The organism is Streptomyces sp. NRRL S-646 (assembly GCF_000720765.1).
In the GTDB taxonomy this organism is placed as follows: domain Bacteria; phylum Actinomycetota; class Actinomycetes; order Streptomycetales; family Streptomycetaceae; genus Streptomyces.
Map to the genome: position 1 here is coordinate 556,421 of NZ_JODC01000003.1, position 21,086 is coordinate 577,506.

Annotated in this window: 17 protein-coding genes and 2 pseudogenes; 8 read left to right on the top strand and 11 right to left on the bottom strand. The window is 71.0% G+C overall.

Annotation, left to right across the window (positions count from 1 at the left end):
- Positions 1 to 31 precede the first annotated feature (31 nt).
- Positions 32 to 1,480 (top strand): FAD-dependent monooxygenase, encoded by a 1,449-nt coding sequence (locus IH68_RS0106965; RefSeq protein ID WP_030930032.1) that lies wholly within the window; start codon positions 32 to 34, stop codon positions 1,478 to 1,480.
- Positions 1,481 to 1,582: 102 nt separating this feature from the next.
- Here IH68_RS0106965 and leuE read toward each other — a convergent pair whose 3' ends face one another.
- On the bottom strand, positions 1,583 to 2,230 hold the full coding sequence (leuE, locus tag IH68_RS0106970) for a leucine efflux protein LeuE (RefSeq protein ID WP_030930034.1): 648 nt from the start codon (positions 2,228 to 2,230) through the stop codon (positions 1,583 to 1,585).
- 64 nt (positions 2,231 to 2,294) lie between these two features.
- Positions 2,295 to 3,875: an acyl-CoA mutase large subunit family protein gene (locus IH68_RS0106975; RefSeq protein WP_030930036.1), complete on the bottom strand. Its 1,581-nt coding sequence runs from the start codon at positions 3,873 to 3,875 to the stop codon at positions 2,295 to 2,297.
- A 242-nt stretch (positions 3,876 to 4,117) separates the two neighbouring features.
- Between IH68_RS0106975 and IH68_RS0106980 the strand changes: the two genes are divergently transcribed.
- Positions 4,118 to 4,975, top strand: a complete 858-nt coding sequence (locus IH68_RS0106980) for a L,D-transpeptidase family protein (protein ID WP_030930038.1) — start codon at positions 4,118 to 4,120, stop codon at positions 4,973 to 4,975.
- Between the two features lie 208 nt (positions 4,976 to 5,183).
- On the opposite strand, the gene IH68_RS0106985 is transcribed toward IH68_RS0106980, so the two are convergent.
- The 3 genes from IH68_RS0106985 to IH68_RS0106995 form a co-directional block, all read right to left on the bottom strand.
- Positions 5,184 to 6,251: a hypothetical protein gene (locus tag IH68_RS0106985; protein WP_051833248.1), complete on the bottom strand. Its 1,068-nt coding sequence runs from the start codon at positions 6,249 to 6,251 to the stop codon at positions 5,184 to 5,186.
- Positions 6,251 to 6,913, bottom strand: coding sequence for an RNA polymerase sigma factor (locus tag IH68_RS0106990; RefSeq protein ID WP_030930043.1), 663 nt, complete (start codon positions 6,911 to 6,913; stop codon positions 6,251 to 6,253). Before IH68_RS0106990 ends, IH68_RS0106985 begins: the two co-directional genes overlap by 1 nt.
- Before the next feature lie 610 nt (positions 6,914 to 7,523).
- Complete coding sequence (locus IH68_RS0106995; RefSeq protein ID WP_030930046.1) at positions 7,524 to 9,029, bottom strand: ATP-binding protein; 1,506 nt, start codon at positions 9,027 to 9,029, stop codon at positions 7,524 to 7,526.
- A 352-nt stretch (positions 9,030 to 9,381) separates the two neighbouring features.
- Between IH68_RS0106995 and IH68_RS56295 the strand changes: the two genes are divergently transcribed.
- The 3 genes from IH68_RS56295 to IH68_RS0107010 all read left to right on the top strand — a co-directional run bounded on the left by IH68_RS56295 (position 9,382) and on the right by IH68_RS0107010 (position 13,400).
- A complete protein-coding gene (locus IH68_RS56295) occupies positions 9,382 to 10,509 on the top strand; it encodes an Lrp/AsnC family transcriptional regulator (RefSeq protein ID WP_030930049.1) in 1,128 nt (375 codons plus the stop codon).
- 176 nt (positions 10,510 to 10,685) lie between these two features.
- Positions 10,686 to 12,143, top strand: a complete 1,458-nt coding sequence (locus tag IH68_RS0107005) for an MFS transporter (protein WP_051833250.1) — start codon at positions 10,686 to 10,688, stop codon at positions 12,141 to 12,143.
- A gap of 45 nt (positions 12,144 to 12,188) precedes the next feature.
- The gene (locus IH68_RS0107010) at positions 12,189 to 13,400 is read left to right on the top strand and encodes a metal-dependent hydrolase family protein (RefSeq protein WP_030930055.1); all 1,212 of its coding nucleotides are present in this window, start codon (positions 12,189 to 12,191) and stop codon (positions 13,398 to 13,400) included.
- Between the two features lie 144 nt (positions 13,401 to 13,544).
- On the opposite strand, the pseudogene IH68_RS52830 reads toward IH68_RS0107010, so the two are convergent.
- The 5 genes and pseudogenes from IH68_RS52830 to IH68_RS0107035 all read right to left on the bottom strand — a co-directional run.
- Positions 13,545 to 13,670, bottom strand: a pseudogene (locus IH68_RS52830) (acyl-CoA dehydrogenase family protein); the annotation flags it as partial.
- 328 nt (positions 13,671 to 13,998) lie between these two features.
- Complete coding sequence (locus IH68_RS0107020; protein WP_037884592.1) at positions 13,999 to 14,775, bottom strand: hypothetical protein; 777 nt, start codon at positions 14,773 to 14,775, stop codon at positions 13,999 to 14,001.
- Entirely contained in the window at positions 14,768 to 14,893 is a 126-nt protein-coding gene (locus tag IH68_RS59095; protein WP_267883716.1) for a hypothetical protein, read from the bottom strand. The genes IH68_RS0107020 and IH68_RS59095 overlap by 8 nt, the downstream gene beginning before the upstream one ends.
- Entirely contained in the window at positions 14,890 to 15,507 is a 618-nt protein-coding gene (locus tag IH68_RS0107030) for an RNA polymerase sigma factor (protein WP_030930061.1), read from the bottom strand. Before IH68_RS0107030 ends, IH68_RS59095 begins: the two co-directional genes overlap by 4 nt.
- Positions 15,508 to 15,577: 70 nt before the next feature.
- Positions 15,578 to 16,033, bottom strand: a complete 456-nt coding sequence (locus IH68_RS0107035; protein ID WP_037884594.1) for a hypothetical protein — start codon at positions 16,031 to 16,033, stop codon at positions 15,578 to 15,580.
- A gap of 226 nt (positions 16,034 to 16,259) precedes the next feature.
- On the opposite strand from IH68_RS0107035, the gene IH68_RS0107040 reads away from it, so the two are divergent.
- From IH68_RS0107040 to IH68_RS0107050, 3 genes are all read left to right on the top strand, one after another.
- Positions 16,260 to 16,607 carry a hypothetical protein gene (locus IH68_RS0107040; RefSeq protein WP_030930066.1) on the top strand — a complete coding sequence of 116 codons (348 nt, stop codon included), beginning with the start codon at positions 16,260 to 16,262 and terminating at the stop codon, positions 16,605 to 16,607.
- 45 nt (positions 16,608 to 16,652) lie between these two features.
- Positions 16,653 to 17,303: a hypothetical protein gene (locus IH68_RS0107045; RefSeq protein ID WP_030930068.1), complete on the top strand. Its 651-nt coding sequence runs from the start codon at positions 16,653 to 16,655 to the stop codon at positions 17,301 to 17,303.
- 127 nt (positions 17,304 to 17,430) lie between these two features.
- On the top strand, positions 17,431 to 19,665 hold the full coding sequence (locus tag IH68_RS0107050; protein ID WP_030930071.1) for a peptidoglycan recognition protein: 2,235 nt from the start codon (positions 17,431 to 17,433) through the stop codon (positions 19,663 to 19,665).
- On the opposite strand, the pseudogene IH68_RS49660 reads toward IH68_RS0107050, so the two are convergent.
- Positions 19,658 to 20,963 (bottom strand): annotated as a pseudogene (locus tag IH68_RS49660) (RNA-guided endonuclease InsQ/TnpB family protein). The gene IH68_RS0107050 and the pseudogene IH68_RS49660 overlap by 8 nt on opposite strands.
- Positions 20,964 to 21,086 lie beyond the last annotated feature (123 nt).

Genomic DNA, 21,086 nt, shown 5'->3' on the forward strand with positions numbered 1-21,086 from the left:
TGGCACTTAACAGCGTTAAGGAGAGTGGATCATGAACGATCTCGATGTCGTCATCGTGGGCGCGGGCCCGACCGGTCTGGCCCTGGGCGTCGACCTCGCCCGGCGGGGAGTGGACGCGCTGGTCGTGGAGAAGGCGGACCGACTGTTCCCGGGCTCGCGCGGCAAGGGCATCCAGCCGCGCACGATGGAGGTCCTGGAGGACCTCGGGGTGCTGGACGCGATCCTCACGGCCGGCGGGCGCTACCCGGTCGGGATGATCTGGCAGGACGGCGAGCGGGTCGGCGAGCACCGGATGTTCGACGCCGACGAGGTGAAGGAGGCGGCCGGGGACTCGGCGTTCACCGAGCCGTGGATGGTGCCGCAGTGGCGGACGCAGGAGATCCTCTTCGCGCGGCTCCGGGAGCTGGGCGGCAGGGTGGAGTTCGGCCGGGAGGTCGCCGGACTCGACCAGGACGAGGACGGCGTGACCCTGCACTTCGCGTCCGGGCCCGGTCTGCGCGCCCGGTACGCCGTCGCCGCGGACGGCGGACGCTCGGCGGTCCGGCGCGCGCTCGGCATCGGCATGACCGGCGGCGGGGGTGCCCCCGCTCGACCGAATGCGAAAGCGGGGGAGGTCGACCCGAACCCGGTCCTGGTCTCGGACGTCCGGATCACCGGCCTGGACCGCGACAACTGGCATGTCTTCCCGCCGAGCGGGGACGGCGACGGCTACATGGCCATCTGCCCGCTCGCCGGCACGGAGGACTTCCAACTGGTCGCCCAGTTCCCGGAGGGCACGGACGTGGACCTGTCCCTGGACGGCATCCGCAAGGTCGCCGCCGCACGCTCGCACCTGGCGCCTCAGGACATCACGGAGGTCCGGTGGGCCTCGGACTTCCGCCCCCGGGCGGCCCTGGCAGACCACTTCCGCTCCGGCCGGGTCTTCCTCGCCGGAGACGCGGCCCACGTCCACTCCCCTGCCGGCGGCCAGGGCCTCAACACCAGCATCCAGGACGCCTACAACCTGGGCTGGAAGCTGGGCGCGGTACTGCGGAACGGCACGGACACGGCCCTGCTGGACACGTACGAGGAGGAGCGGCGTCCGATTGCGGCGCAGATGCTCGACATCTCCACGGGGGTCCACCGCGGCGAGGTCAAACGCGGCGCCGCCACCGTCCAACTCGGCCTCGGCTACCGGCAGTCGCCCCTCACCGAGGACACACGCGCGGCCACGGGCCCGGTCCGTGCGGGGGACCGGGCACCGGACGGGACGGTGGGGGACGTACGGCTCTTCGACGCGTTCCGGGGCCCGCACTGGACGCTGCTCGCGGTGGGCTCCGAAGCCCCCCGGGCCGATGTCCCGACGGTCTGCGTCCCGTCTCACGAGGCGTACGGCACCGGCGTCTTCCTGATCCGTCCCGACGGTTACGTGGGCTGGGCGGGACGGACGGCGGAGGGCCTGCCGGACTACGCGGCGCGGTACGGCATCCGGGTCGGATGAACCGCGGCGACGGGGCGCCCACCGGCCGGAGCCGCGTGCCGGATGCGGTCACCGAGCCGAAACGTCACACCGCCCCGGCAGGAGTTCGCCCCCGTGGAACGCTCACGCACTCGCCAGCGACAGTTTCACCGCGAAGCCCAGGAACAGGACCCCCGCCGCCGAAGTGGCCGTCGCCGAGAGGCGTTTGCGGCGGCGGAAGGCGGTGGCGAGCTTGGTGCCGCCGAAGATCAGCGCGCTGAGGTAGAGGAAGCTCGCGAGCTGGGCGAAGGCGCCGAGGACGACGAAGGACAGCGCCGGGTAGGCGTATCCGGGGTCGACGAACTGCACGAAGAAGGCGACGAAGAACAGGATCGCCTTGGGGTTGAAGAGACTGACGACGAACGCCCGCCGGTAGGGCCGCTCGTCGGTGACGACGGCCTCCTCCTCGTGCCGGGGCTGCTCCCGCCGGGTCCGCCACATCCCCCACGCGGCCCGCATCATCCCGACCGCCAGCCACGTCAGATAGCCGGCCCCCGCGTACTTCACGATCCCGAACAGCACGTCATTCGCCTGCAGCAACGAGGCGACCCCGGCGGCGGAGAGGGTCATCAGCACGGTGTCCCCGCACCACACTCCGGCCGCGGCGGTGTACCCGGCCCGTATCCCACGGCGAGCGGCAACCGAGAGCACGTACAGGGAGTTGGGCCCGGGAAGCAGGACGATCAGGACAAGTCCTGCCAAATAGGTGGGCAGATCGATGACGCCAAGCATGAGAGGGAGTGTCGCACGACGGTACGACACTCCCCCCGGGCGGATCACATGACGGAACCCCTGCTCAGAAGGTGTCCGAGGGGACGTAGGTCCCCCAGATCTCCCGCAGCGCGTTGCACACCTCGCCCACCGTCGCCCGGGCCCGCAGCGCGTCCTTCATCGGGTAGAGGACGTTGTCCTCGCCCTCCGCCGCCTTCTTCAGGGCCGCCAGGGCGGCGTCGACCGCCGGCTGGTCCCGCTCGGCGCGCAGCTTCGCCAGGCGTTCCGCCTGCTGGGCCTCGATGGCCGGGTCGACGCGGAGCGGCTCATAGGGCTCCTCCTCGTCCAGCTGGAAGCGGTTGACGCCGACCACGACCCGCTCGCCGGAGTCGGTCTCCTGGGCGATGCGGTAGGCGCTGCGCTCGATCTCGGACTTCTGGAAGCCGTGCTCGATCGCGTTGACCGCGCCGCCCAGCTCCTCCACCTTGGCCATCAGCTCGACGGCGGCCGCCTCCACGTCGTCCGTCATCTTCTCGATGACATACGACCCCGCGAAGGGGTCGACCGTCGCCGTCACGTCGGTCTCGTAGGCCAGCACCTGCTGGGTACGCAGGGCCAGCCGCGCGGACTTGTCCGTGGGCAGCGCGATCGCCTCGTCGAAGGAGTTCGTGTGCAGCGACTGCGTGCCGCCGAGGACCGCGGCCAGGCCCTGGACGGCGACCCGGACCAGGTTCACCTCCGGCTGCTGCGCCGTCAGCTGGACGCCCGCGGTCTGCGTGTGGAAGCGCAGCATCAGCGACTTCGGGTTCTTCGCGCCGAACTCCTCCTTCATCACGCGGGCCCAAATGCGCCTGGCCGCACGGAACTTGGCGACCTCTTCGAGGATCGTCGTACGGGCCACGAAGAAGAAGGAGAGCCGGGGCGCGAAGTCGTCGACGTCCATACCGGCGGCGACCGCCGTGCGGACGTACTCGATGCCGTCGGCCAGGGTGAAGGCGATCTCCTGCGCGGGGGAGGCACCCGCCTCGGCCATGTGGTAGCCGGAGATCGAGATCGTGTTCCACTTCGGGATCTCGGCCTTGCAGTACTTGAAGATGTCGGCGATCAGCCGGAGGGAGGGCTTCGGCGGGAAGATGTACGTTCCCCGCGCGATGTACTCCTTCAGCACGTCGTTCTGGATCGTGCCGGTGAGCTGGGAGGCCGGCACGCCCTGCTCCTCGCCGACCAGCTGGTACATGAGCAGCAGCAGGGCCGCCGGCGCGTTGATCGTCATCGACGTCGAGACCTTGTCCAGCGGGATGCCGCCGAACAGCACCCGCATGTCCTCGACGGAGTCGATCGCCACGCCGACCTTGCCGACCTCACCGTGCGCGATGGGGGCGTCGGAGTCGTGGCCCATCTGGGTCGGCAGGTCGAAGGCGACCGAGAGGCCCATCGTGCCGTTGGCGATGAGCTGCTTGTAGCGGGCGTTGGACTCCACCGCCGTGCCGAAACCGGCGTACTGGCGCATGGTCCAGGGGCGGCCCGTGTACATCGACGGGTAGACACCGCGGGTGAAGGGGTACCGGCCGGGCTCGCCCAGCTTCCCGGCCGGGTCCCAGCCCGCAAGGTCCTCAGGCCCGTAGACCGGTTCGATGGGCAGTCCGGACTCCGAGTCGCGCGCCATGGTGTGATGCCTCCCGCCGATTTACTGGCCAGTACAGACCGACCCTCCTGCGGACTGTAGCGGGGTGCGTGCAGCCGGTGGAGGGAAGCACGCTGGGAGCTTCCTCACAGCGCTTTTGCGGTCTCCGTCACAACCATGCCCCGCCGTTCGCAACCAGTCATCCGCGGGCAGCATCTCAGGTGACACGCGGGTCTTTCGGTTGCATCGGTGAGACGACGGGGGTCGCTGTGCGTAAGACGGGCATGGGGAGATCGATCGCCGCTGCGGCGGCACTCGCGGCCCTGGTCACCGTGTGCGGCTGCACCGTGCAGGGCACGGACGGCAAGGGTCACTCGCCCGTGCACATCCAGCTGCCGAGCAGCAAGGCTCCCTCCGGCGGGTCCGGCTCGGGGTCCGGCTCCGGCTCCGGCTCCGGCTCCGGCTCCGGCTCCGGCAGCAAGCCGAGCGCGTCCCCCTCGACCGCAGGTCCGGCCGTGCTGTGGTCCCGCGGCGACTCCGGGGACGACGTGCGTGAACTCCAGGCCCGGCTGCGTCAGGTCGCCTGGCTCTACGACGGTCCGACCGGGACGTACGACGACCTGACCGAGGACGCGGTCAGGGGGTTCCAGGGCAAGCGCGGGCTGCCGAGGACCGGGGAGACGGACACCGTCACCTGGCATCGGCTGCTGAAGATGACGCACGAACCCGGGAAGTGGGAGCTGTATCTGATGGGCGGTCAGCCCGCCGGTCCTGCCGACCCGCGGTGTCTGACCGGGCGGGTGCTGTGCATCGACAAGACGACCCGCACCCTGCGCTGGATGATCGACGGGCGGACGGTGTCGACCATGTCGGTCCGCTTCGGCGCGACGGGCACGCCCACCCGCGAGGGCGTCTTCCACGTGTACTGGAAGTCCCGCCACCACTGGTCGACGCTCTACGACTCGTCCATGCCGTACGCGATGTTCTTCAGCGGCGGCCAGGCCGTGCACTACTCGTACGACTTCGCAGCCCGCGGTTACGCCGGCGCCTCGCACGGCTGCGTCAACGTCCGCGACGAGACGGCGATCGCGGGTCTGTACGCGCAGGTGAACAACGGCGACAAGGTCGTCGTGTACCGGTGAGTCCCGGAAGCGGGAGAGAAGTGAGTGGGGCGCGGGCGGGACCGGGGGAACGTGTCCCGCCCGCGCCGATGCACGAGCCGTGGGTACGGGGGGAACCCCGGCTCTGTGCGACGGCCGATGACCAGTCGGCTCACTCAGTACTGCGCGGGTGGGGCCGAAAACGTTACTGGCAGGCCAAAGAAAATTTTGGGAGCTACAAAACCGCAGGTCAGAGCGCGCTGTACGTCGGCTTCGGCGACGGGGTCGGCGTGGTCACCAGGTGCCTCGGCAGCAGGGGCGGGAGGGACGGCATGACGGTGGGGCCGGGGGCTATGTGATGGCCGTCGCCGTCACCACCCTGGTCCCCCTGGTCGCCGCCCTTGCCGTTCTCGTGGCCCTGTCCGCCCTTGCCCTTGCCCTTGCCGTCCTTGTCGTCGCCGCTGCGGGACGCACCGTCGGTGCCGGCGAGGACGTTCTTGCAGTACTTCCAGACGCGGGCCGCGCCGGAGCCGCCCGCCGCGCCCTCCAGGGCACGCCTGCGGTCGGCGGTGAGTTCCCTGCCGTCGCGCACGTCACGGCAGGCCGACGGGGCCCCGAGCCACCAGCCGCCGGTGGCCCGCCCGTCGTCGGAGCCGGAGCCGGGCTTGGCCGAGGAGCCGCCGTCCGCCCGGCCGTGCGGGGTCGTCGGGCCGGCGGAAGGGGAGCTGGAGCCGTCGGGGGTGGGGGCGCCCAACGCGCTGTTCTGCGAGGGCGACACCAGCGGACGGGGGCTCGCGCCGACCGAGACGGAGGTCACGGGGTGGGGCTCGTCGTGGCCGAACGGCGCCGGGAGCACTCCGGTCGTCGCCGCGAACGCGACACCGCCGACCATGCCGGCGGCCAGTACGGCCGTCAGCCCGAAGCGCGCGGGCCGGCCCCAGCGGGAGCGCCGGGGGCCCGGGGCGGGGCCGCCGATGCGGACGAGCCCCGCGTCGGAGTTCCGGGGACGGGCACGGTGGGGGCCGGCGACGGCCTGCTCGGGGAGCGCGCCGGACCGGGCCGCTCGGAAGGCGGCCAGCGCGGCGGCCTCGCCGGGGAGTTCCGCGCTGCTCGGCGGGGACTCGACGATCAGCCCTTCGAGGGTCTTCGCGAGCCGTTCGGCCTGGTCGCGGGCGGCGGCATCGACAGTTTCGAGTGACTCTCCGCGCAGCAGGAGCTCCGCTGTTTCGCGGTCCAACCACCGGGCGGGGGCCGGGCCCGCGGCGGAGCCGCCGGCGGACTCCGAATCCCCCGGAAAGGCACAGCGCTCGTCGGCCATCACATGTCCTTCTGCGTCCGCGCAACGCTTTGCGTCACACTCGCGGACGTCACCGCGCGGCCGCGCGGTTCCCTCTGGGGCGGCAGCCCGTCCAGGCCGACGCTCGATTCCGGATCCTCGCCGAGCAGCTCCGCGAGCCGCTTCAGACCGCGGTGCGCCGCCGTGCGTACGGCCCCCGGGCGCTTGCCCAGCGTCTCGGCGGCGGTCTTGGCGTCGAGGCCCACGACCACGCGCAGCACGACGGCCTCGGCCTGGTCCTGCGGCAGCCGGGCGATCAGCGAGAGCGTGTGGTCGGTGGCCAGGGACTCCATGGCCTCACCGGCGGTGTCGGACTCGGCGGCCCTGCCCGTCAGTTCCGTTTCGTCGCCGCCGATCGCGGGGCGGCGGCCGCGCATCCGTATGTGGTCCAGCGCGCGGTTGCGGGCTATCCGGGCGGCCCAGCCGCGAAAGCGGTCCGCGTCGCCGCTGAACCGGTCCAGATCACGGGCGATCTGCAGCCAGGCCTCGGACGTGACGTCCTCGGCGTCCGGGTCGCCGACGAGCGTGCGGACGTACCCGAGCAGCCGCGGATGCACGGCTCGGTACACAGTCCGGAACGCGGTCTCGTTCCCGTCCTGTGCCGCAAGCACCGCGGCGGTCAGCTCCGCGTCGTCCCCCAGCACCCGATGGTTCCTCGTTCGATGGTCGCGGCGTCGAGGCCGCCGATCGTTGCGATGGTCCGCGATGGTCGTTCGTCTTCCGCGCCCGGCGCGAAAGGCACGTTACGACCTGAAACCGCCGCTCGTCCATGTCCGTACACCATGCAACCACCCTGATGAGGGCGCGCTGTACCCGGGGTGTGACAGAAACCGCACTCACGGCGCTGTAGAGAGTACGGGCCGCCGCGCGGCCCGACCGCGCGACGGCCGGGGCCTCTCCTGTGGGGGGTGGCGGCCCCGGCCGTTGCTTCGGTCTCAGGTCTCTGACCTGCGGCGATACACAGATTCCGTGACGAACGTGGCCACCGCGTGACCAACCGGCCGGATACCTCGCGTGATCCTATCCAGTACGAGGTACTGAACCGTCCCGGATGTTGGGTCTCGGGCCTCTTCGACTCGGCGCTCGCCGTGCTGGGCCATGGCGCGGTCTGGCCAGTGAACCCGACCAGACTTTCGTCGCACGTCAGGCCCTCCTCACCCCGACCCACCCGTCAGCAGCCATTGCACGTAGGCCGACATCGCGCTGTTCCGCCCATGGCTCAGCGAGCTTCGGCAGGAGCCTTGGCTGTCTTGGTCAACTGCCGTAGAGGGCGGGCAGATCGACCAGAAGGAGGTCGTCACGACGATCGGCCAGGTCGACCAGGTCGGGATAGAAGCCGTGCAGGGAGTACAGAGCCAGAGTGGTGGCAGCGGTGTCGTGCCCCTGATCTGCGAGCAGGCCACGGATGCGTTCCAGGCGTTCCAGGTCGCCGGTCCCACGGCGAGCGGCGGTCGCCTTGGCTTCGCCCAGCAGCGCGATCCTCGCTCGGGGTGCCTGCGGGCGCTCGCCGGCTGCCAGCGCGATGACATCGACCTCGTGCTTCGTGCGGGCGGCCTGGTCGGCAACCTCGGTGGTGCCGACCGGCCCGGGCAGCCCACCGGGGAGCAAGGTGTGCGCGTAGCGGCGGGTGAAGTCTCGGGCCAGGTCCTCGAAGTGCGGCCCGAGGATTTTGGAGTTGAAGGTCGGGGCGGCCTGCTGCCAGACCTGCTCTGCGAAGCCCTGCTCCACGGCAGCCGCCTGCGGGAGGGTGATGAGCTGGTTGAAGCGGATGACGGGGTCGGCGAGGGTGATGACGGGGTGCTTGGAGCGGAGGATGTCCTGCTCCCTGCGGATGTAGCCGGTGGACTCCAGCACACCTAGGGGGTGAGCGACCGCATTGCGCGGGCGCTCCAGAGCAGCCCCGATCTTGCTGGGGGTGGTGGCGCCGTTCGCGATCGCGGTGAGGATGTCGTAGTACAGGGTGTGCTGCGTGATCCTGGGGTCCTCGCGCAGCAGATACTCGGTCTCAGTACGCGAATACACCGCCCGGCCCGGATCGAGCAGTGTGCGAGTGAGCCACGCGTCAAAGCCGTCGTCCGGATGCGGACGGCCGGCCACCGGTCGGTAGCCGGGTGCCCCGCCGAGGACCGCGTGCACCTTCAGCGCGGTCAGCGGATCGGTGATCTGCCAGAAGTCCCGGCTGTCGCGGTAGTCGAAGGCGCCCAGCCGCAGATCGACCACGGCCCGGCCCCGCAGCGGCTTGGTTCCCGAGAGCAGTTCGTGCATGACGCTCATCGCGGAGCCGCACAGGATCAGCCGCGGTCCCGGCCCGGCACCACGCCGGGCACCGCGCTGGCGCTCGTCGTAGAGCTGCTGAAGCAGTCCCGGGATCTCGGGCGAGTGCTGGAGCAGGTAAGGCAACTCGTCGATCACCAGGAGCGGATGCTTCGAGCGGGACGTCACCTCAAGGGCATTGGACAACACGTCACGCCAGTCGGTCAGGCGCAGACTGCCCGACCTCAGGCCGGCATGCGTGGCAACCGCGTCACTGAACCGTTGGATCGCGGGCAGCCGCCCCTCTTCCCGGACCGCCGTGACGTACAGACCGCCGACCTGCTCGGACAGGGCCTGCAGAAGGTACGACTTCCCGTGCCGCCGCCGCCCCGACACAATGCCGAGCCGCATCGCCGGATCCGCGTCGGTGAGGAACTCCGCGAGCAGACCCCACTCCCGGTCCCGGTCGACCACATCGTCCGGCTTGGCCGGCAGGCTCTTCTCCACTCACTCTCCCACATCTCGACTACTACGCATTTCGTCGAAGTCTACTTCGACGAAATGCGTCGTAGTGGCATTCACCCTCGCGTGGGCGGCAGCCGGCCCAGAGGGGCCGTCGGGGCCGAGCCGACGCCGACTACGGCCGTGCCCCGCAGCTTCGGGCCCGGTGCCACGGGCGTGCAGCGCGCCGATGACCTGCTCCCCTGCGCGAAAGTCCGTGATCAGTGGGCACGCCCCTCCTCCGCTCCTGCGGCGACGGCACCGAGGGGCGAGCGCCGCCACCACTGGAATGCCTTCGCCGTGCAGGTCAAAGCCGTGCGGGTCAAAAGCGAGAACTCGGCTCCGCAAGGGCGTCGGCGTGGCCCGCTGCACCGTCGAGCAGCTGATGTCCGGGCTCGCGGGCGTGGTGCAGGATGAGGTCATGGTGCGTATCGAGCCGGATGCCGGTGGGTCCGCCGGGGCGGCCGAGCGGCTGGACGAGTTCGATCTGCGGGTGATCAACGCGTTGCAGGTCGCACCGCGGGCGCCGTGGAGTGCGCTGGCCAGGGGGGTTGGGGCCGATCCGGGGACCGTCGCCCGGAGGTGGGAGCGGCTGCGGGAGCGCGGGCTCGCGTGGACCGCGGTATATCCGGGGCTGGCCTCGGGGGCGCCCGGGGCGTTCGTGGACCTGGTATGCGAACCCGGCCGGCTCGACGATGTCGTACGAGTGCTGGCCGATGATCCGGAGTGTGTGTCGCTCGACATCACTTCCGGCGAGCGGAACCTGATGCTGTCCGTGCGGGCCATCGACGAGCGGAGCCTGACCAGCTATGCCCTGGACCGGGTCGGCGAGTTGCCCGGGGTGCTGTCGTCGCGGGTGCATCTGGCGGTGGGCAGTACGGCGGAGGGCGGGATGTGGCGGCTGCGGGCGCTGGACCGGAGCGAAGCGGGGGTCGTGCGATCCGCGTACGGCGCGCGGTCGGCCGAGGCTGCCGGTGAGGTGTACCGGCGGCCGTGGTTCTGGGATCTCGTGGCCGCGCTGACGCCGGACGGGCGGGCCTCCTACGAGCGGGTGGGGCGGGCCATGGGCGTCAGTGCGACCAGTGCACGGCGGTGGATGGACGAGGCGCTCGGTTCCGAGGCGCTGTTGATGCGGTGCGAGATCGCGCGGTCGTTCTCCGGGTGGCCGGTGTGCGCCTGGTACCTGGCGAAGGCCCGGGCCGGGGCGCTGGCCCCGGGCGCCGCCGCGCTCGCCGCCGTGCCCGAGGTGCGGGCCGTCATCACCGCGGCCGGGCCGGTGAACCTGCTGGTGGGGATGTGGCTGCGGTCCCTGCAGCAGGTGCCGCAGATGGAGACGCTGGTGGAGCGGAGGTTCACCGGCATCGAGGTCGTCGAGCGGTGTGTCGTGATCCGGCCGGTGAAGCAGGTCGGGCATCTGCTGCGGGAGGACGGCACGTCTCGGGGGACGGTACCGGTCGTGCTGCGTCCGGGGACGCCGACAGCCTGACGCCTGCCGGATTCGGTCGAGCCCCTGGGGTCAGGTGCCCGATTCTCGCGGGATACGGCTCTCCATGGTGGATTCCGGCAACGGAACACGTCGGTGAGGGACTTTTCCTACGGTTCCGCCACCCCTCACCGCTTTCCCGTCCCCTTCACCTCCGGAGCGTCCCCATGAGTACCTCCATGAGCGTCCCCAGAGTCGAATCCCGCGTCGGCGCCGCCGTCGGTTTCCTCGCCTTCGTCGAGTTGTGCAGCGGGCTGCTGCAGGGTTACGTGCCCGTCCTGGCCGGAGACATCGGCGCCAAGTACGGTGTTTCGGCTGCCGGCCTGAACTGGCTGAACGCCGTCCTGCTGCTGTCCGCCGCCGTCAGCGTCCCGGTCCTCGCCAAGTGTGGCGACCTGTTCGGGCACCGCCGACTGCTCAGGATCGCCGTGATCCTCGTCCTCGTCGGGTCGGTGCTGGTGGCCGTGGCCCCGAACTACGGACTGTTCCTGACCGGCCGGGCGCTGCAGGGCCCGTTCGCCGCCTTCATTCCGCTCGAAGTCGCCCTGGTACGGGGCCGCCTGAGCGGGGAAGCCGCCCGGCGCGGCATCGGCTACCTGGTGAGCGCGCTGGCGTTCGGCGCGATCATCGGCTCGGCCACGGCAGGTCTCGCGGACGCCGCGCTGCCGTCGGTCGGCTGGACCCTCGCCGTTCCGGCACTGCTGCTCGCGGTCTGCGCGGTCATCGTCTTCACCCTCGTACCGGCCGGCGATCCGGCACCGAAGGACGGCCCCCGGAGGATCGACGTCGCCGGGTTCGCGGGGCTGTCCGTCGCCATCGCCGCGCTGCTGTTCGGTCTCGCGATGGCGCCGAAGGCCGGCTGGACCGCGCCCGCCGTGCTCCTCTGTCTGGGCGTGGCGGTCGTGGTCGGCGCATGCTGGGTGGCCTGGGAGTTGCGGGCCGCCGCACCCGCGGTGAACCTGCGGATGGTGCGACGCGCCGGGCTCGGCCTGCCCTTCGCCGCCGCGCTCTGCTTCGGCGTCGGCATCTACGGCGCTCAGGTCGCCAACACCACCTTCCTCGCTTCCTCCCCCGCCACCGCGGGATACGGGCTCGGCCTCACACCGGCCAAGATCGGTTTCGTCACCCTGGCGATGACGCTGGGCGCCACCGTCTTCGCCGCGCTGTGCGCCCGAGTGGCGCGGCGGATCGGCCCGTACGTCACCATCACGGCAGGACTCGCGCTCATCGCCGTCGCCTACATGACCCTGGTCGTCCTGCACACCCAGGTCTGGCACTTCGTGCTCGCCCACGCCCTGGTCGGCGCCGGCATGGGCCTGGCCTCCGGCACGTACCCGGCACTGGTGACCGAACTCAGCCCGGCCGCCGACGCGGGCATCGCGACCGGTCTGTACAACACCCTTCGCTCGCTGGGCGGTTCGATCGCGGGCGCGGCGTTCGCGGTGCTGCTGAGCGCCTTCCTGCTGCCGGACACGGGGGTGCCGTCGCTGTCGGGCTATCTGACGCTGTGGGCGGTGCTCGCCGGGGTGCTGCTGGTCGGCGTGGTCTTCATGGCCGTAGCGGCGCGACGGCAAGCGCCGACCGCCGACCGGCTCGCGTCGCCGGCCGAGCAGACCGTGTCCGCACAGGCAATCTGAACCAGCTCCCCCCCCAAAAAAAACCACCACAAGGAGCCGTACGCCATGCCCCTCCGCCGCACTGTCCTCACCGGAGGCCGCGTCTTCGACGGCACCGGCGCCGAACCCTCCTACGCCGACCTGCTGATCGAGGGCGACCGCATCCTGGACATCGGCACCGGCCTCGACGCGGACGAGGCGGTCGACGTCACCGGGACGACCCTGCTGCCCGGGTTCTTCGACTGCCACGTCCATGTGACGCTGTCGGGGCTGGATCTGATGCGGCACATCGGGACGCCGTACTCGTACCAGTACTACGAGGCGATGCGGAATCTGGGCCGCACGCTGGACGTCGGCATCACCACCGTGCGGGACGCGGCCGGCGCCGACGCCGGAGTGCGCCAGGCGGTGCGGGACGGGCTGATTGACGGACCACGGATGCGGATCTCGGTCACGGCGCTGAGCCAGACCGGCGGGCACTGCGACGCCTGGCATCCGTCGGGGATCTCGACACCGTTCGCGTCGGTGACACCGGGCCGACCGTACGGCGTCGTCGACGGACCGGAGGCGATGCGGCTACGGGTCCGGGAGATCCTGCGGGCGGGCGCCGACGCCATCAAGGTGTGCACCACCGGGGGCGTCGCCTCGCCCGGCGACGACCCCCGGCACGCGCACTTCCGGGACGACGAGCTCGCCGCGATGATGGCCGAGGTCCGGGCCGCGGGAGTCCACGCGATGGCACACGCCCAGGGCCCGGAAGGCATCAAGAACGCCGTACGGGCCGGGGTGCGCTCCATCGAGCACGGCGTCTATCTCGACGAAGAGGGCATCGAGTTGATGCTCCGGCACGGCACCTGGTTGGTGCCCACGCTGTCGGCGCCACTCGCCGTGATCCGACTGGCGGAGAGCGGGGGCCGGATCTCCGGCGAGGTGCTCGCCAAGGCGCGGGAGGCCGCCGCGGCGCACGGCGACTCCTTCGCCCGAGCGGTCGCGGCCGGGGTGAAGGTCGCCATGGGTACCGACAGCGGAGTCGGCCCGCACGGTGAAAACCTCGGCGAACTGCCCCTGATGGAGAAGGGCGGCATGAGCCCCGCCCAGGTCCTGGCCGCCACCACGTCCTCAGCCGCCGACCTGCTGGGCATGGGCGAACTGACGGGCCGGCTGCGCCCCGGACTCCTCGCCGACATCGTCGTCGTGGACGGGGACCCCTACGACCTGACGTCCCTGTCCGAGCGGATCCGCGAGGTCTACAAGGACGGGCGACGCGTCCGGGGCTGAGAGCCTGTGTCGTATCTCCGGTCGGATCAGCGCGCGGCGGCGATGGGGGTGCCCCCGCGCGAGCTCGGTCGGGCGCCCGGCGCCTGGCACGCACTCCCCCACTGCCTCAAGGGCGTGGGGGGACCCCCAGCCGCTTGGCCGGTGTCAGCGGGAGAGCCGGCGACTGATGACCAGCCGCTGGATCTGGTTCGTGCCCTCGAATATCTGCATGATCTCGGCCTCGCGCATGTACCGCTCGACGGGGTAGTCGCGCGTGTAGCCGTAGCCGCCGCGACCTGCACTCTTCTCGAAAGGCGAAGGGCTCACCTTCGAAGGTGAGCCCTTTCCTCGACGATCGGCCGCATGGCCAATGCATGACCAACAGCGGTCAGGAACAGGCGGAAACACCCGGACAGGGGCTAGCCCAGGCGGTAAGCGAGAACCTCCACCCGGATGACAAAATGCCTGTTCAGAGGCCCTTTATGACTCAGTCAGGCCAGGGGTGGCGGCCCCGGCCGTTGCTTCGGTTCCTGTTCCTACGGCAGACGTACGGGGCGCGAGGGCCGTGCCGGGGCATGCGAAGTCGGCTGTTCCCGCCGCTCGCACATTCGGCCGAGGGTCAGTTGCCGGTCTTGCCGCCCGCCTTTTCGGCGCTCTTCTCCGGCTTCCCGGACTTGCCGGACTTGCCGGAGTCATCGGCCTTGCCGGTGTTGCCGGCCTTCGGGGTGTTTTCGACCTTCGCGGTCTTGTCGTCCTTGCCCGGCTTGGCGGTGGCCGTCGACTGCCCCAGCTGCTCGGCGCAGTAGGCGGTGACGTTCGCCTCACCGCCCGCGGCCGCGACCAGCCGCCGCCAGGCCGTCGCGTCCAGCGCCTTGCCGTTGCCGTCGACCTTCTTCTCGTACGCCAGGCAGTGCGCCTCGGTGTCCTTCGCCGTGTCCGGGCGGTCCGGGGTGGCGGCGGCACCGGGCGTGCGGGACGCCGTGGCGGAGGACCCGACCGGCGTGTGCTGCCGCTGCCTGGCCGCTCGGCCGTCGTCGTGCGAGGAGCCGTCCACCGAGCCGATCGCCGCGAAAGCGACACCGCCCATGGTGAGGCCGGCCAGGGCCAGCGTCAGGGTGGCCCTGAGCGAGCGGCGGGCCCGGCCGTGCTCACGCGGGCGCCAGTCGTCCCGGCGCCGGGTCCGCGCGCGTAGCGTCCCGGCGTCGCGGGCCGCCCGGAAGGCGGCCACCGCCCGCTGCTCGGCCTCGGCGTCGAGCGCGCCCGAGCACATCGCGTCGGCGAGCAGGCTCTCCAGCACCGGTCCGGCCGGCCAGTCCTCGGTACCCGACACGGTGCCGCCGGGGTGCACGCGCCGACGGCCGCCGGGGGCACTGCCGTCGCTCTGCCGTTCACCCATGTCCGTATCCATCCGTGTCCGACGGCCGGCCCTCGCGGCCGTCCCTGCCGTCGTTGACGTTCATTGCGTCGTTGATGTTCATTCCGCCGTTGACGTTCGTCTCGCCGTCGACGTTCATTTCGACTCCCCCAGCGTCCGGGGATCCTCATTCGTCACACCTGGGGTGCCCAGCCGGGTCGCGAGGCGCTTCAGCCCGCGGTGCGCGGCCGTGCGCACCGCGCCGGGGCGCTTGCCGAGCACGCGGGCCGCGCCGGGGCCGTCGAGGCCGACGACGATGCGCAGCAGCACGGCCTCGGCCTGGTCGCGGGGCAGGCTGCGGACCAGTTCCAGGGCGCGCTCGGTGGAGAGCGCCTCAAGGGCCTGGTCGTGGGTGCTGTACGGGCCGGGCAGCTCCAGTACGTCCTGTTCGAGCGCCGCCGACCGGGGCCGTACCTTCTGCCGGCGCAGATGGTCCAGGGCGCGGTGCCGGGCGATGGTCGCGGTCCAGCCGCGGAAGCCCGCGCCGTCACCCTTGAAGCGTTTCAAGTCCCGGGCGATCTCCAGCCAGGCGTCGGACGCCACGTCCTCGGCATCGTCGCCCACGATCCCGCGGAGATACCCGAGCAGACCGGGCTGCACGATCCGGTACGCGACCGCGAAGGCGGCCTCGTCGCCCTCCTGGGCCCGCGCGACGGCCGCGCCCAGCTCCCCGTCGTACGCCTGTCCTCGGCGGGGTTCGCGTCCCTGGCCCAACACTGTCCTCGTTGTTCGTACGAGTGATGCAAGTGGTACGACAGAGACTGCGCCAGCCGTCACGGAAGTGTCACAGGCCCGCGGGCCGCGCAGGCCGGACGGCCGCCCGCCGCGCCCGCCCGTGCAGGGTCAGGTAGAAGGTCTGCAGGGACTCCTCGGGGCCACCCGCCTCGAAGCGGTTGAGGACCTTGCCCAGCGGGTTCCAGACCCGTCCGTCCGGCATCCGTACGCCGACCGGCTGGCCGAAGCAGACGCGCTGCTCCGCATCGAGGTCCACCCAGGCCGCCCCCGCGCGGCGCACGAGGACCTCACCGACGTACGCGCCGAGGCCGGTCAGGGTCTCCCGCGCCCGCGCCCTGTCGGCCCCGCCCTTGCGCAGGCCGTCGATCAGGAAGTCGACGAGGCGCAGGCTGCGTTCGGAGTAGTCCAGCGGCAGCCGGTTGCGGGCGGTCACGCGGGCGACGAAGGCCGCCGCGCTCGCCTGCATCCCGCTCGCGCACGGAACGCGTTCCTCGACAGTGGCCATGGGCCCCCACCCCTTCGTTCGGTTGGCGGGGGCGTTCCGCTCCCCCGGATGACCCAGCGGATGGCACGCCGCGAACATCACTGACCCCGCGAACAGGCCATGGATCCGCGGCAATTGACCGCAATGTCATTCGAATAGACGCACGATTATCTGCCGTGTCAGCTTCGCGCGCCTTCGTCGGACGGCACTTCAACTGCCGTTCCCCGCACACCACTTGGAGGACCGCATGCCGAAGAGGCACCCGCTCCTGCCCACCGCGCTGGTGGCGTTCACCCTGGCCGCCGGAACCGTGGTCACCGTCGTCCCCGAGGCGCGCGCCGCGAGCATCTCCGCCTCCTCGCAGACCGACGATGCGGTCCAGTACGTCCAGGACTCCCTGTACGCCGCCGGGAACGCGGGCTATGTGCACCGCCGCGCGAACGCCGACGGTTCGGCGGGGCCTTACACCTGGCGCGGTTACGACGGGGGCGAGCGGACGCTCGACGGCTACAGCGGCGCGCTGCCGGGACAGCACGGGTACTACGGCAACGGCGGAGACACCGTGCTCGTCTCCCAGCAGTACGCCGGCGGGTAGGCCCGGCTGCACAGCCTCGCGACGGACGCGACCACCGACGTCGCCGTGCCGGACGGGCAGTACGTCGCCGCGGCCTTCGACTCCACGCTCATCACCCAGGAGTACAACGACGTCTGGCAGGCCGTCCGCCTCCACGTCCTGCGCGTGTCGGACGCCGGAGCGATCACGAGCGACATCCCGGTGGACCCGCCCGAGGGCCAGTTCTTCACCAAGGAGCAGACCGTGCTGGCGGGTGACGGCACGTCAGCCCTCATCCGGTTCCGGCACGCGACCGCCGTCGGCCTGCTCGATCTCGCCACCGGCGCCTTCACCACGATCAGCACCCACGCGAGCGACGACGACCCGCTCTACCTCCAGGCGGCGCTGTCCCCGACGCACATCGCGGTGTACCACGAGGGCGCGAGCCAGGCCCGGGTCGTGCGCCGCGAGGACGCGGCCGGCGCGCAGACCGCCGTGACGGTCCCGCAGTACGGCACGAGTACCGCCTTCGTCGGTCTCGTCGGCGGCTGGCTGCTCACCTCCTACCGCCCGCCGTACGGCACCACGCCCGGCCCCGGCGGACCGCTGCTGGCCACTCCGCTGGCCGGCGGCGCCCCCGAGACACTGCTGCCCGCCGCGGAGCCGCAGATCGCCCAGGTCCGCCCGAGCGGCAAGCCCTGGGTTCAGCCGCTCCGACGACCCGCAGCCGCCGGGTGACGTTTGGCCGGAGCCGAGCGCTGTGTGTAAGTGCCACCTGCTCTGTGACAGGTGTGGCAGTCATGGTCTTTTTCTAGGGGTGGGGTAAGTGAGTCCTCGCGGTACGCGTGCGTACAGACCGCTGAGCATGAAGCGACGGGCGTGGATCACGCTCGGCGCGGTGGTACTGGGCGGCGGGGGTGTGGCGACGTACGCCGTCGCCGGGCCGTCCTCCGGGCACGGCCAGGCGAAGCGGCCGGTGAAGGTCTACGACCTGGCGCTGAAGGACACCGCGAGCGGCAAGCGGGAGCTGCCGCGCACGCAGACCGAGCAGTTCTCGATGCTCGGTGTCTCCTGGAAGGACGCCGGCAAGAGGCTGCACGGCACGGCGCAGGTCCGCACCCGCAGCAGCGAGACCGGCGAGTGGACCGCCTGGAAGGATCTGGAGGCGAACGTCGACCCGCTGGAGGACCCGGAGGCGGGGGCCGGCGCGCGCGGTGCCTCCGAGCCGTTGTGGGTCGGTCCCTCCGACGGTGTGCAGGTCCAGGTCGTCCACAAGGACGGCTCCACCAGCTCCGGCCTGCCGAAGGGCCTGGAGGTCAACCTGGTCGACCCGGGGGTGGCGACCGCCGCCGAGCAGAAGGCCGAGCCGGCCGCGTACGCGGCGGATGCGACGCCCACGGTCTCCGCGTCACCGACGGACTCCGCCTCACCGACCGACTCCGTGTCTCCGACCGACTCCGTGTCTCCGACCGATTCCGCATCGCCGACGGACTCCGCCTCCCCGAGCGACTCCGCGTCCCCCTCGACGAGCACGTCCCCTTCGGCGAGCCCCACGGCCACCACGCCCACCGCTCCGCCGTCGACCGTGCCCGAGCCGCCGATCGTCTCGCGGGCCGACTGGGGCGCGGACGAGTCGCTCAGCCCCGACCCGTCGGAGTACAACGCGGACGTGAAGGCCGTCTTCGTGCACCACACGGACGGCACGAACGACTACTCGTGCGCCGACTCGGCGGCGATCGTCCGGGGCATCTACGCGTACCACACGCAGACCAACGGCTGGAACGACGTCGGCTACAACTTCCTGGTCGACAAGTGCGGCACGATCTTCGAGGGCCGCAAGGGCGGCGTCGACCTCCCGGTGCTCGGCGCGCACACCTACGGCTGGAACCGCGAGTCGGCCGGCATCGCGGTGCTCGGTGAGTACACCACCACAGGCGCCTCCAACGCGGCCCTGACCTCGATCGCCCGTATCGCGGCCTGGAAGCTCGGCCAGTACGGCGCGGACCCCTCCTCCACTGTGCAGCTCAAGGCGGGCGCGACCCAGACGAACTACTTCGGGACCGGCTTCACCGCGGGCAGCTCGTACACCTTCAACCGGATCTCCGGCCACCGGGACGGCTACAACACCCAGTGCCCGGGCAGCTCGCTCTACGCCCAGCTGCCGACCGTCCGAGCCTGGGCGTCCGGCCCGGTACAGGGGCTGAAGGTCACCTCGCTGTCCGGCGCGGGCCTGTCCGGCTCGACGTACTACACCAAGGGCGCCGTCACGGCGAAGTGGTCGACGACCACGCCGGGTTCGCTGATCTCCAGGTTCGAGCTGCTGGTGGACGGCAAGCTCGCCGCCACCGCCTCCGGCACGTCGACCTCGGTGGGCGCGACCCTCGCGCTGGGCACCCACACCGTCGCCGTGCGAGCCGTGCACCAGTCCGGCAGGACCACCACGACCGCCGCGCTGAACGTCGTCGCGGAGACGACCGCGCCGGCCTTCACCACCGCCCCGAAGCTCTCCCTGCGCACCGGCACGGTCAACACCGGCGCCGTCCCGGTCACCCTCGGCTGGAAGGCGACCGACAACGCCGCCCTGAAGTCGGTGAGCCTGCTGGCCCCGACGACGGCGGCCTTCGGCCCGACCACCACCAGCTCCAGCCGCACCGCCGCCTCCGGCACCGCGAGCACCTGGTCGATGAAGGCGTACGACTACGCGGGCAACACCCGTACGTCGTCCGCGTCCTTCACGCCGGTGATCCTTCAGGAGACCTCGGCCACCAAGTCCGGCAGCTGGACGGCCCGTTCGTCCACCAGCTACCTCGGCGGCAAGTCGTACTCCAGCGGTTCGAAGGGCGCGAGCCTGACCTGGACCTTCACCGGCCGCTCCGCCTCCTGGGTGGTCAGCCGTGCGTCCACCTCGGGTCAGGCCTACGTCTACGTCGACGGCGTGAAGGTCAGCACCGTCGATCTGAAATCGTCGACCACCCTGTACCGCCAGGCGATCTGGACGAAGACCTGGTCGGCCGGCGCCAAGCACACGGTGAAGATCGTGGTGGCCGGCACCAGCGGCCGCCCGACGATCACGACGGACGGCCTGGTCCACATCAATTGACATGCTCCCGTCCTGAAGGACGAGGATTCTGGCCTTCCCGACCGGACCCTGTGCCGCTACGCGGCACGGTTCCGGTCGGGAGTCCGTGGCTTCCTGTTTCTTCGCGCTGTGCCGGGATTGCTCCTGGTCCTACCTGCGCTCCGCAGGCCGATACCGCCAGTCCGGCGGCCGTCTTCACGTTGAGTGCGGCGTTGGTGTCCCGGTCGTGGACGGTGCTGCAGGCGATGCAGGTCCATTCCCGGACGCTGAGGGGTTTGGGTCCGTCCACGACGCCACAGGTGGAGCAGGTCTGGGAGGTCGGCTCGTAGCGGCCGATCTTGACCAGGGTGCGGCCGTAGCGCTGGGCTTTGTAGGCCAGCATGCTGAGGAACGAGGCCCATCCGGCGTCGTGCACGGACTTGGCCAGCTTCGTGCGCGCGAGTCCTTTCACCGACAGGTCCTCCACGGCGATCCCTTGGTTCTCGGAGATCAGCTTCGTGGAGAGCTGATGGTGGAACTCACGGCGCGCGTCAGCAACTTCGGCGTGGGCGCGGGCGATCTTGAGACGGGCCTTGGCCCGGTTCTTTGATCCCTTCTGCTTGCGGGACAGCTCCTGCTGGGCCTTCTTCAGCTTCTTCTCCGCGCGCCGCAAAAAGCGCGGGGAGTCGATCTTCGTGCCGTCGGACAGGACCGCGATGGGGGCACCCCCTCTGGGGGAGCGTCAGGCCCAGATCGATGCCGACCGTCTGGTCTGTGTCGGGCATCCGGGTGGCGTCGACGACTGGGTCGGTGTCGACGACGAAGGAGGCGAAATACCTGCCGGCCGCGTCCTTGACGATGGTGACGCTGGAGGGCACGGCGGGCAGCGCGCGGGACCACTTCACCTTCACTGCCCCGATCTTGGGCAGGTTCAGCTTTGCGCACGCGGTGAGCGACCAACGGGCATTCGCGGTGAAACGGATCGACTGCCGTGCGTCCTTGCGGGACTTCATGCGCGGCTCACCCACTCGCGCCCCCGTGCGCTCCCCCTTGAGGGAAGCGAAGAAGCTGGTGTAGGCGCGCTCGCGGTCGCGCAGCGCTTGCTGCAAAACGACCGCGGAGACTTCACCCAGCCAGGCCCGCTCGGGCCGCCGCTTCGCCTCGGTGATCAGCAGGCGGGACAGCAGACCCAGCCTCGGATACGGAAGGTCCTGGGCGCGGGCCTCACGGCGGGCGCGGACAGCGTCGTTGTAGACAACCCGGGCACAGCCGAACGCCCGCCCCAGCGCGGCCTGTTGACCGCGGGTGGGGTAGAGACGGAAGGCGTACCTGAGCTGCACGGCAAGGACGCTACCCGCGTGGACCAGGTGCCTGCAGCGCGAAGATCCCTCTTGATCGGTATCGGCTCCCCGTCGCACATGTTCGCGGTCTTCGTGACCATGTTCTGGAAGGAAGCGCTCGCC

Excerpts from the sequence above, each read along its gene's own strand:
- IH68_RS0106985 (WP_051833248.1), bottom strand. The coding sequence starts at position 6,251 with ATGGCCGACGAGCGCTGTGCCTTTCCGGGGGATTCGGAGTCCGCCGGC.
- IH68_RS0107050 (WP_030930071.1), top strand. The coding sequence starts at position 17,431 with ATGAAGCGACGGGCGTGGATCACGCTCGGCGCGGTGGTACTGGGCGGC.
- IH68_RS0106975 (WP_030930036.1), bottom strand. The coding sequence starts at position 3,875 with ATGGCGCGCGACTCGGAGTCCGGACTGCCCATCGAACCGGTCTACGGG.
- IH68_RS0107010 (WP_030930055.1), top strand. The coding sequence starts at position 12,189 with ATGCCCCTCCGCCGCACTGTCCTCACCGGAGGCCGCGTCTTCGACGGC.
- leuE (WP_030930034.1), bottom strand. The coding sequence starts at position 2,230 with ATGCTTGGCGTCATCGATCTGCCCACCTATTTGGCAGGACTTGTCCTG.
- IH68_RS0106965 (WP_030930032.1), top strand. The coding sequence starts at position 32 with ATGAACGATCTCGATGTCGTCATCGTGGGCGCGGGCCCGACCGGTCTG.
- IH68_RS59095 (WP_267883716.1), bottom strand. The coding sequence starts at position 14,893 with ATGAACGTCGACGGCGAGACGAACGTCAACGGCGGAATGAACATCAAC.
- IH68_RS0107040 (WP_030930066.1), top strand. The coding sequence starts at position 16,260 with ATGCCGAAGAGGCACCCGCTCCTGCCCACCGCGCTGGTGGCGTTCACC.
- IH68_RS0106980 (WP_030930038.1), top strand. The coding sequence starts at position 4,118 with ATGGGGAGATCGATCGCCGCTGCGGCGGCACTCGCGGCCCTGGTCACC.
- IH68_RS0107020 (WP_037884592.1), bottom strand. The coding sequence starts at position 14,775 with ATGGGTGAACGGCAGAGCGACGGCAGTGCCCCCGGCGGCCGTCGGCGC.
- IH68_RS0107005 (WP_051833250.1), top strand. The coding sequence starts at position 10,686 with ATGAGCGTCCCCAGAGTCGAATCCCGCGTCGGCGCCGCCGTCGGTTTC.
- IH68_RS0107035 (WP_037884594.1), bottom strand. The coding sequence starts at position 16,033 with ATGGCCACTGTCGAGGAACGCGTTCCGTGCGCGAGCGGGATGCAGGCG.